Raw genomic sequence first — 12,427 nt, forward strand, 5'->3', positions numbered from 1 at the left:
GGAGCATCATCGTACTCTGGAAATATATCTCGACTATCAACAAAATTATAAATAAAAGGCTGTCCGGGAAAGAGCATCGGTAAATGAGGATTATCTTCTTTAAATTGAGGAGTGAGACGGGGGTCAAAATTTATTTGTAACGGGACTGTTATTGAATCAGAGTTTCCACCCGTGCGTGTATTAGCATGCAACGTAATCAAATATTTTTGTCCTGTTGCTAGATTGGGAACGACACCTTCCAGTGCTTTAGGATTCAGTGACGAAATATTAAGCCAGGTTACCTTGGGCTCTATTTTATCAATAATCACTTTAAGCTCAGAGTCATTCGCTGGATCTTGGATTTGGTTTGATATGTCAATTAAAAATTGATTCCCTGCGAGTTGTTTCATCTCAAAATAACTAATCGTTGGCTTTTGCTCCGGGTCGGCCGCAACAGGAATATGAATCGTCAACGATTCATCAGAATCTCCGCCTGTATTCGAAGTAGCAATAATGGTTGCATTCACAACTTGTCCAGCTAGATTTTTAGGGATACTTCCTTCAAGAACAGTAAGATTTGCCGCATTAATATTAAGTCCTTCCGGTTTTGGCGAATTAGGATCAAACCTAAAGGTCACTTGGTTTGTTTCATTAAATAGGGCATTGTTTTCGAGTAAATTGACTAAGTTTAAGCTGTATTTCTTATCAGGTACTGCACTGGCAATCTCGTTATTTTGTTTAAAACGTGGTTTATCCTTGGGATTATATCCGACGTTAAGGCCTAATGTCGTAAGCTCGGTGCCACCATAAACATTACTAGCACCCACATGAAATTGAAATGTTCCCGTCTTATTCGGTTTTCCGCGAATGGAAAAATCTGAGGGCTCAAAATATAAGCTTAAATCCTTTAATTTTCCATATTCCTCTGCGCTTATCTTCAAGTTCACATTGATATTAGCGCTTCTACTTTCACTATAATATTGTACTGCGGTCCATAAAGGGTAAATGAATTCCTGGCCAATTTTAGCAGATTGTTGTTGAATGTTGGTCATTGATAATGGATGAGGGATTACAGTGACTGAGAAATAAGGAGAAGGAAATCGACAATTAAAATAGTTCCCATCTTTTTCTCCCTCTACATGGTACCGCACAAAACCTTGTATAGAAGTTCCAATATTAACCCCTCGGCTATTTATAACAACGTTCATGTAACAGTGACCTTTATGCCAAGTAAGTTCATCACTAGGCAATGTAGGGCAGTTCCCAACTACATTTTCCACGCTCACAGGAATATTGGTCTCACTGGTCCAGCTCTTTTTTCTTCGCAGATGCTCAAAATAGATGAGCATAGGAATACGTAATGTTTCACCACTATAAACAGTGGTCGGAGCCCCTTGATAAAAAGCAAGTGTCACTGAAGGTAGTGAGAAAGGTTTAAATTGGCTATTATCGTCTGGAACTAAAGATTCTGAGAACAGTTTATTGTTTTGCAGTTTTAACCAGGTTGGTGGTTCATAATTTTCAGCAAACTCAATTGTGTAAGGGGCATCATCGTACTCTGGAAATACATCTTGATGTTCCACAAAATCATAGAAATAATCTTGCCCAGGGTACACTAGAGGTAAATGAGGATTTGCCGCTTTAAATTGTGGAGTGCGCTCGTTGTCGACGCTAATTTGCAACGGAATCGTTATTGCATTAGATGCGCCTCCAGCAATGGTGCTCGCACGCAAAGTAATCAGATATTTTTGACCTGTAGCGTCAAGAGGGATAACGCCTTCTAACGCGGTAGGATTTAATTCCGAAACATGCAGCCAGTCCGCTTTGGGCTCTATTTTTTCTAGAATTATTTTCGGATTTGCTTCTTTAGCAGGAGAAGAAATATGTGTGAGCACATCGGTGTAAAATTGACTTCCTGCAAGTTGCTCCATCTCAAAATAATTAATCGTTGGTTTTTGCTCAGGGTCGGCGGCAACTGGAATGTAAATCGTTATGGGATCGCTGTTTCCCCCTGTATTAGAATGCGCCATTAATTTGACTTGAACTTCTTTCCCTGCGTCCTCTTTATGGGCTACCCCTTCAAGTAACATGCTGTTTGTATCAGATATTTTTAACCACCCCGCATTGAGTCCATCTTTTACAATACTAAATGAAATTTGGTTTGTCTCCCCAAAACCAGGTGTTTTTTCAAGCAAGTTCATGAGATCCATGGTGTACTTTTCAGCAACTGCAGCACTGGCAATAGAGAAGTGCTTTTTGAAAACAGGGGTGTGCTCTAAGTTTGCATCAATTTTAAGCGTAAATTGGATGGCGGCGGCGGTGCTGTATCCATTTTTAGCCCCTACATGCAAAGTTAATACGTCTGTTTTTTTGGGCGTTCCATCAATTATTAGGGTATCGGGATGAAATTGTAATCCTACTTTAGCCAATTGATCTATATCCGCTTGAGGCATTTCACCGACTACAGAAGCCCCTGACATTTGATTTTCGTTGTAAAAAGCTACGCCAGCAGGCTTAAAATCATAGCGAAAAGAAACGCCTGCTGTTGCAGATTGTTGAGGGATAACGTTCATTGATAACGGGTGAGGGATTATCGTTGTTGAAAATTCAGGTGAGTGTATATACGTGGGTATTCCGTTGAATCTTCCAATATAAAAGGACTCTTTTCCAGATATAGTTCGGAAACTATCGGTTCGAAAAACAATTTCCACAAAATACTCTGTCCAACAAACACCCGAGACATATTCCAAATTAGTGCCTGGTGGTGTACGGAAAAGTTCCCATGGCCATCTATAACAATTACCCAGAAAATTCAATTGCAACCGCAGTGGAACTTTTAAAGGCTCACCTAAATAAACAAATCGAGGAGGTGGATTATTAGGAAACGTTAAAGAGTTTGTTGTAGGAATTGGCGGGCTATGTTTAGAAATTTTATGTATATTCTCTCCCCAAGCCGAATAGCACAACACCATAAAACAAAACAATATTAATTTTTCACAGCTTAATCCTTTAAACATAAAAAATAATACAACACGCAAAAGCGTCATGTTTGATTTTAAAATTGTGATTCTTTAGCTCAAGACCCAGGAGTCATACAGAATGTAAAGAAAAATAAGAATAAAAAGGGATAAGATGTTGTGGGTACTAATTAGTGATACGGCATATTCCATTAACTGCGTTTGTTGGTTTTTAATTAGTTTTTTCATGATACAAATTCCATAAGTTTTCATGTGCGGCTTTTCCTCGCCGATTTGCATAGTAAACAATAGATTTTGTGGCGTCAATAATTTTTTTATTTTGTGGCGTCAATAAATTTTTTTATTGAGATTAAATTGGTAATTTTTTTCTATAAACAGACATTGTTTTTAGTTCCGTTTAAAACATCAGTCAGCCTACAGGTACAGCTGAGAATAAGCCCGAAGTTGACCAGAAAATCCCCATACCGTGGGCTTTTCCGCACCCAGCACTATTTAACAAACAAAACCTAATGCTCATCGCACAATTTATCTTAAGCGATGAGCATTAGGAGCATTGATTAGTTAAAGCAGAAGACCGCGTGGTGGTTCAGGGTGTTCATCAACGAGCTCCTCTTCTGGCTCATGCGGTAATGGTTCACCAGGGATGTTATCCTGCACTGGTGGCGTAGGAGTTTTGTTAATTTGTACTTCAAAAGCATAAAACTCGCTCTTGTCTTTAAAACGTTTGCAATAGACGCCCCCTTTGGCTTCTTCTTCGGCAACTTTCTCATTTAAAAATACTTCTTTGCCTTCAAGTACTTTTTTCTGACTTAACGCGTCTTGGTGTAATTCCTTAATCTTCGCAGCTAAAGCTATTTGTTTTTTACCAATATCAGGGAGTAAAACATTTAGTATGCGTGAATTAGGACTGTTTTTAAGCTCATGAAATTGATAACGCATGTCTTCCTCGCTTTCCTGATGGATGAGGAAGCTGGTTGCATAAGAGAGAGCTCTCGACCAAAACGAACGAGGTTCTTCGACTTTATGCTTTTTGTTGTACAAATCGATAAAGCCAGATTGTAATTGTGGATCTTTTATTGCGCGTAGTTTTTCTAAATCCATACTGTCAAAATCAAAATCTTTGACAAATTCTCTATCCTGAAAATCAATTTGCGCTGATTCTGAAAAAACACTTAAATCTTTTGGCAGTTGCCCTGTAACATAAGATTTTAATTGAAGAATCGCCCTCACTTGCTCATGGCACTCGTCAGGAAATTGTTCCGGATAAACCTTGGCTGCGCTGGAAGTCAATGCGGGTAAATACTCACGTTCCACTTGTTCCAGGAATGAAATATTTTGCTCCGTTTTACTTAATTGTATTGCCACGTCTTCTTGCATTGCAGTCAATGTAGGTATTTGTGAATTGTATTGGCTAAAGTCAGCAAACAAAGGATGTGTTCCTTTGCCTTCAATGATTAAGTCCAGGTAATCACTAAAACCATTGTGTCCCGATTTTAAAGTGACATTTTCTGCATTGAATCCTTCTGAATGATTCAGCGTGGCCTTAATTTTGGCGGCTTTAAGTTCAAAATACTTACTTTCATCCATTAGGTCTTGATGTTTTTGGCTGTACTCATCCAAAATTTTACGAATCTCGCCGCGGACGTTAGTTAAAGGAGCAATTAATTTAGAATTTGTTCTTCTTAGCTCTTCCATTTTATTATCCAGGAAGCTTTTCATTTCATAAAAAGCATAAACACTGTTTGTATCATTTTGAATAACATTTAAGCGCTCTTTAATTGTGCTCCATTCGCTATTATTTTTTAGGATTTTTGCTTGATTTTTTTCGACTGCCTGCAGTGCCTTGTTAAATTTACCGTACATCACATTGTGAATCGCATCTTCTTTACAATCACGAATGAACGTTGCATCAAGCGCATCTTCACCACTGCCAAGAGCGATTAATCCATCTAAGGTAGAAAGCGTCTGCTTAATCAAGGTCCGGGTATTTTTATGACCAAAAGAAAAGATCCATAAACCTTCTAATTTCGCTTCATGTGCCGCTAATACCTTATAAAGATTTTTAATAGCCATCTGCCGTGCTTTCGGATCCAAAGTTTCTTTTAGTTCCGTAACCACCTGCAATATTTCATTAGCCGCATTAGTCACCGCCTTACGCTCTAGCCAATATCCTAAACCGCGATTAGCTTTAATTGCCCAAGAGAGTGTATTTTCTAAATTATCAGCGATATCATCAGCAACATTATCAAAATAAGTTTCTCTTAATGTCTGTAATTCTTCCGTTTCTTCAAGACCTACTTGTTTGTAAACATACAATAACTCTTGAATCACCGATTGCAGTTCATATTTTTTCGCAAATTGTGCTTCAGGTAACCATCTAAACGCATAATCATTGAGAATCAAGACCAATCCTTGCAAATTGGCTACTTTGTTAATTTGTTGCAGCAAGTTCTTTCTTTCCGAACGTTTAAGTAATGAATTATTTGCAACAATCTTGCTAATATCTACCTTGAATAATTCAATCTGGTTCTTTGCATAATCTAGTCGATATTGTTTCAGATCCCCTTCTGCATACTGCAACATGGCCCCATCTGCATCGATCGCAGAAGCCACATGACGATGCGCTTTTTTCTGCGCTCGGTGGTTTTCTTTTTTATTCTGACGTACGGCTAACTTGCTAAGCTCTAGCTCGTCGGTCAATGATACTTGCGCCATGTAATCACTGCGTAACTCATTGACCGAACCTTTCTCGATGTTGCTGTCAGCTTTTGCTTTAAGAACTGCGCGTTTCTCATTCCATGTTTCTACTGCGGCTATTTCAAATTGTTTCAGTGCAGCCTCTAAATCTGTAGTCAACAGTATTCCTTGACTATCTCTGCGCTCATAGGGATTAGCGTATTTCTTCCCTGGATCAGAGAGGTCAAGGCATTCTTGCCATTTCTCCGCCAAAGTCCGAATTAAATCTTCTCTTTGTGCTAATAGATCGTTATTTAATTTCTGCAATTCACTGTGCGGACACACATAGCGCATAAAGGCTTGCCATTCTTCAAATTGCTTCAGGACGACTTGTTGCATCCCAGAAACTGTTTGTACGTAATGGCGTTCAACCGCCCCGGCTTCACTGCGTTTCTTTTGCAATGCAGCTACTTCATCCAACATTTTTTGACGATCTTCGTTAGACTCATAGAACCAAGATTTTGCCAGAACAAGTCCCCGCTCTTCATAAATTGCGCAGTATTGACCTAACTTACCATTTCTCGCAACACGACCAATAATCTGACGCGTATTGCGTGCTGAATCAAGATACGTTTGAATAGCCAGAAAACCATTAGAATATTTCGTATCAAAGTCTGTTCCTCTTCCTAATAAGGAAGTGGCAATCGTTATGGTATTATTTTTACCCGCCTCATGTTTAACCCATTCGAGGCGTGAATCAGCGGACTCTTTACCTGTAAAAGCGCCAATATTAAATTTGCTTGCAAAATGCTTTTTCAGTTCTTCTTCAAGGTATTTCACCTCATTCGCATCTTGAGCAATTAAAACAATCGGCTGGCCATCTTGTGCCTTATTTATCGCATCTTTAATTTTTCTTAAATGGTCTGCTTTATTTTTTGTAATCTGAATTGCAAGCTCTTGACGTTTATTTTCTAAATGCGGTGGTATTCGGCATGCAACATCCATATTAAATTTGCCGCGTTGTTCTACCAACTCATTTTGTGTCCCTAAGGTTCCTGAATAGCCAACGATGCGTCCCAGTGCTTTATAGTCATCGATTAAATCTTTAGTAGATACTGAATCGACAAAAAGCATTTCGGCATCAATAGGAAATTTCCATCCTTTAGAAACATATTCTTTTTGTAAACGCGCATGTAAAAATTGCTGTATTCCTTTGCTAAAAGTAGAACCTACCTGTGGCGCTTTTAGGTTATAAGGCACAGCAATATGCACCTCATTAGCACTTTCAGGAATATCAAAATCTTCGCCTTCAACCAAACGTTGCGCGGCTATGGCTGAATTAATCCATAAATTAAATTTGCGGTCAGGCAACTCGTTTAGTTGCGCCTTATGCGGGCCCGTAGGCGCATGTTTGTCTAAAAATTCTTTTAACTGACTAATGTCCTGATCTTCACTCCAACCTAGTGCTGGATCCAGATTTTTAAATTGTTTCTGATTGATGAATTCATTGACTAAAGGATAAATCCACGCATAAGGATTCTCATTGCTATCTCCACCACCTTCAGCACCTAAGGCCAGATTAAATAATGTTCGATCGTCTAAGGCCGAAAAATCAGATTCATCAAGAATTAAATTACGGGATACAAAATACCCGTTGTTCTCAACGGTTAAGGGCTCCCCGTCCAATTTGGCACGGGAACAATATAAAGCCAGATCGCCAATGGTTGAGTAGTTAATACCCCCAACTTGATAAGTTCCTTTTGGTGAGTCTGCCTCAATTTTACTGGACTCAATACCAAGGGAGGTAAAGAAATCTTTATTACCTTTATCGTTATAGTCTTGGCCTACCAAATCCCTATTTGCTGTGCATACATCGACGGTACCACCATTTACATTGACCCATTGCATCACCGCCAGCAAGGCCGTAGTAACGCTTTTGCCTTCACCGGTGTCAATTTCCATCAACATATTATGTTGCTGATGTTTTAATGACATTAAGACGGCGATAAGCTGAGTCGTATAAGCAAACCTTCCTGTAGCCCGGAAGTACTGCTCACGCATTACTGCAAGTAAATTTAGTTGCGCTTTTAATTTATCAGCATCAGTAATTTCTGGTCTGCGTATCGTGTCTTTAAAGTGCTCGAATAACTGCCGTAGCTCCGCTCTGCTAATCTCGGTCAAATCATCATATGTTTTTAGTTCTACAGGCTCTTTACTCGTATCTTTAATTACTAAAGGATACTTGTGACCTATTGCATTAATGTAGGTAATTTGTTGCGCTAAATCATATTGCTCTTGGCTACTTAAATTAGTCTTTTCGACAATATTTTTAATATCTTCTACTACGTGTACAATCTGAGAATCATCAAATTGTTCTTTAATAATCTTCTCTTTAGTTTTCGTAATGAAGCCAAAGTGATTAGATTGCTGAGCACGTCCTGCTTTCGGATCTTTATCAAAATTCACAATGTAGGCTTTAGGCTCTTCTTTAGAACTACTTTCCAATGCCTTGACGAACTGCTCCACCTTTGGATAAGGAGGGGAATCAAATAACTTGACGATATCCTTTATAAAGCGTTCGTGGATTTCAAGCCCTGATTGAACATTCAATAAAAGGTGAATATTTTCAGCAGTCACATTGTTGCCAAGAGTGGTAAGAATTTTTGTCCAGCTGCTTAAGGTGCTATTTTCAGTAGTTTCTAATTTATTAACTAAAGAATAATATTGTGCCAACTCAATAACACTGCTGTTTTTACATGTTTTCATTAACAACGTTAATAAAGGTACTAACCCAGGCACTTGGGTGGCTTTTTTCTGGATAATCGATGTTGTTTTATCAATTACCTCTTTGAGTAAGGCATCATCAACTTTAGGCTCAGCCTGCGGATTAACGTTTTTAATCACTTGAATCAATGCATCAAACAGGGCTTCAGAATCATTTTCATTAACGCTTGCAAGGCTCTTAAATTGCATCATTTGTTCTAAAGGAAATAAAGTCTGATGCGCCAAATTATGCGTAAATGATAAGCGCAGTAAGGTCTTGTATGCTTCTGGAGCTAAGGTTTTTCTGTACTGCGTTAAATAAGTGACCTGTTGTAAAGCATTATTTAATTGCTTCGGTGCGCACTTTGGATGCTCTTTTAATACCGTGAATAAAATCGCTAAAGGTTCAGCAACTAAATCAGCATCAGATTGATTTAAAATATTCAGAATAACACCCATCTGCTCGACATTGAGTGATAATTTTTTATAGTCCACAGGCTTAACTTCTTCACCCAAGAGACTAATGCAACGACGAAAATCAACGTTGTTTTTATTACGAATACGAATCAAAGCAATAATAAAACTATTTAATTGCTCAAATTGTTGATTTGCTTTCTGTAATGCCTGTGCAACAGGCGCATCAACATCCAATTCAGGAATTTGCTCCAACAAAAAGCGGTCAAAATCTTTATTCGCAGTTTGTAAGGATTTAATCGCCATAGTGATGCTGGATTTATAACTGGCTTGTATTCTGGGTTTAAGCAAAACCATTATTGATTTTTTCTCAAGAAACTCATTGACCAAGGTCAAATCAACGTTTTCATCAGGAACACTATCAGCAATGTTTAATAAAATCCGTGCGATTGGAATTTTTACGTTTGACGCAACCAAACGAAAAAGGGTGCTATCTAATAAAGCCGCGACTATTTTATCTTCCTGAGCCAACGCCGCTAATACTTTTTGCTGATCAACAGGGTCTGCTGCCAAAGCCGCCATCACATCTTGATGAGCCATCAATAATGCTGAGAAACTACTTTTGAGTTGCGCTGGCGCATTCTCTAGCCTTTGTTCTAATTGCAATTCATTCAAGGCGTTCTTAAGTACATCAAAAAGACCATTTATCGATTCATTAACAGGTACCTTGCCTATTTTGATGTTCGGTAATTGTTTTGTGACTAGCTCCAATATTTTAGCTTCTTGTTGCTCACTATTTAACTTGTTCAATTCTGCTTCTTCAGCAGCAACTAAATGTGTAATCGTTATTAATTCTTCAAGTGAAGGTAAGTTATACGATGCTTCGATATTTATATCGGTGAAAATGTTTAATAACAAGACTCGGTGCTCATCATGAAGCGTAAGAATAATTTTCGCCAAATTTTTTATTTTTGTTTCAAAATCAGAATCAGGTTGATCTTGGAGCTCCGTAGTAACCGGTGTAATTTCATCACTAACCAGGGACATTAACACAATAAATTGGGTCAATGATTCACGTTGGCCAACAAAAAGAGCTGGTAGATGGGTATCTAGCTTCGAGCGGTAAACCAGGTGTTGTAATAATAAAGAAAAATCAAATTTTTTAATTTTAGAAGTATTTGATTGTTCAACAACAAATCGTTTTTTGTAATTATCAATAAAAAGCGCAGCGGCCTCGTCATAGTTACTAATTAAATTTAAGGTCAGTATTACTAAGGTATTAATGCTTTGACCTAACTCTGGCGCGTTATCTTGTGATAAGAGTAAAACATCCCAAAGCTTGTCTAGTTCATCAATTGTAGGCATGGTGTCCCATGTACACATGCTTAGTGCCCCAGAACAAGCAGCAACAGTGGAGAGCAAGCCCATATCCGAACCAGGTTCTGGATCAAGAATATTTGCCACTGCAATAAATTTATGGAGTAAACGGGAAAAACTCTCAGAAGGATCATCGATTCGGGTGCAAGCACGTTTTCCGGTGGTAGTTAACGCAACCATACTCAACAGTTGCTCCTGAATGGATTTAAAATAATGCGTTCGACCCAAGGTGTTTGTTGTTATCTCATGTTCCATCTTTTGGTAAACATCCAGGCTAAAAGCCCAGTCTTGCTTACCAATGAAACGGTAAAATTGTGCTACTGAATCAGTATAAGTAGATTTAGACAATAAAAGGGGGATTTCTGCCACCACTTGTGACATCGAGTAATTAAGCCCAGGATCTGCTTTCTCAGGTGTTAACTCCATTTGTCGTGAAACTAATTTATAATCATTATAACGACTGGCATAATAAGCACCGTGAGACTCATAATCTAAATCATCAAGACAAATCATTTGTTCCTGAGGATCACTCGCATTCCTTATAATAAACAAAGCCCGCTCTAACGCAGGTTTCATATGTCGAATATTTTCTAAAGAGCAGGATAAGGGTAATTTAAGCCCCTCAGGCCCCCCATCAACCACTGGTATTTTAGCGAGCTCGCGAAGAAAATACTCATAAGCGGTAAATAAATCATTAAATTCAGTACGTGCACCAGAAGCTTTATGCTGGGAAACTAAAGAGGTCCACCAGACTTTTTGTTCTCGCGTCAGTGCGGCCAATTTATTAAGATTTTCAAAGCCCTGAGGTGTTGCCAAAGCAATATAATTTCGCGGCTGATCAAGAAATAGTGTGTTGAACTGCTCAAAAAGCTCTTTTTCGTGCAAGACCTTAAATTGTTGCAATACTAATAAAACACCATCAACCCCTGAATTAATCAGTAGATGCGCTAAGCCGTGGTAATTAAGATTAGTTAACGGCAAAGCAGCTAGATATTGCTGTATTAATGCTCCTTTTTCTGTACCAGCGTCTAATTCACTTAAGAAAAACGCAAATGCCTCTTTACGTTTTTTCACAGTGTTTTTAGGGGCAACTAAATGTTTGAACTCGGTTTCATAACGAGCACGGCTTGGCGAATCTTTTAATAAGGTAAACTGACGGTAGGAGCCTGCAATAGTATGCTCAGCCGATTCATCTTCAAGGCTAATTGTTAAAGGTGTTACATTGTCTAGATGCTGATATTCCGGTTTAGCGCTGTAACACAAGACATGTTTCTCATCATCCGTCTTTTGTAAATAAAATCCGGCTGGTAAATCATCTAAGACTAAACCATAAACAAACTCAGAATAATGGCGAATAATTTGTTCCATGGCTGCATACTGCACATGGGTAATCTTACGCTCCAATTCAGCAATTTTATCAGCATGTGTTCCAACTAAGCGCTCCCAGATGAGATTCAGATCGGGTGTCTTAACGGGAAAGCGTTCTCGTGCAAAACTGTTAAATCGTGCATTAATAGTTGATTGTTCTATTAACTCCCCCAACTTCGCGGAGGTCGCCAGAGGATTAGAATGAAGGGTATCATCCGTATGCGCCGTGTTTTTAGGTTTTCTCTTAACTGCTTTTTTCTGTTGTTGTTGCTGCTGTTGCTGTTGCTGCTGCTGTTGCTGAACTTGGATTTCAATGCTGGCGCCGTGCGTTCCTTCAACCCAATTTTTCTTGGACTTTCTTACCTTATTTATTTGCGCTTGAAAAAAAATCTTTGTTCCAGTTAAATCAGCAACTTGTTGCTGGAAATCAAGAGAAAATCGCTGTCTTTTACTTACTAAATACGCATCATCAAGTGCCAATTGATTCGCACTGTTTTTTTGCGCGACCAATTCTAATTTATAAACATGAGGGCGCTTTGCACTCACCAGAAATTGCACCAATTGGTCAACATGCTCAGCCTCAAGGTCATCGCATTTTAGTTGTAAGCTCTGCTCTCCAGAAACAGATTTATTTGCTTCATAGTTCTTTTCCAGATAATCAGTGAATTGTTTGATTGTATCAAAACTTAGCTTACCGATAGTGACTTTCATGCAACCATTCCCCACAAGTAATAAATATTTAGACTTTATTATTTATATATTGCTCAAAATATAGCATAAGAATACTTAAGATAATATGAAGTCTTGTGAGGTCGTTTGTTATTAGGGGGTCTGTTGACATATATGAACCCTAGTTAAGACTATCTCGTTCC

General features: G+C 38.5%; 3 protein-coding genes. All 3 read right to left on the reverse strand.

Annotated elements, in window-relative coordinates:
* Positions 1-2,552: hypothetical protein (locus LDG_RS06925; RefSeq protein ID WP_148263532.1), on the reverse strand; the 2,552-nt coding region annotated here is incomplete at its 3' end.
* Between the two features lie 498 nt (positions 2,553-3,050).
* Positions 3,051-3,185 carry a hypothetical protein gene (locus tag LDG_RS20515; RefSeq protein ID WP_006870521.1) on the reverse strand — a complete coding sequence of 45 codons (135 nt, stop codon included), beginning with the start codon at positions 3,183-3,185 and terminating at the stop codon, positions 3,051-3,053.
* Between the two features lie 333 nt (positions 3,186-3,518).
* Positions 3,519-12,266: a hypothetical protein gene (locus LDG_RS06930; protein WP_006870523.1), complete on the reverse strand. Its 8,748-nt coding sequence runs from the start codon at positions 12,264-12,266 to the stop codon at positions 3,519-3,521.
* Positions 12,267-12,427 lie beyond the last annotated feature (161 nt).

This window comes from Legionella drancourtii LLAP12, from assembly GCF_000162755.2.
Classification (GTDB): Bacteria; Pseudomonadota; Gammaproteobacteria; order Legionellales; family Legionellaceae; genus Legionella; species Legionella drancourtii.

Coding starts and splice junctions, on each gene's coding strand:
- LDG_RS06930 (WP_006870523.1), bottom strand. CDS start 12,266: ATGAAAGTCACTATCGGTAAGCTAAGTTTTGATACAATCAAACAATTC.
- LDG_RS20515 (WP_006870521.1), bottom strand. CDS start 3,185: ATGAAAAAACTAATTAAAAACCAACAAACGCAGTTAATGGAATATGCC.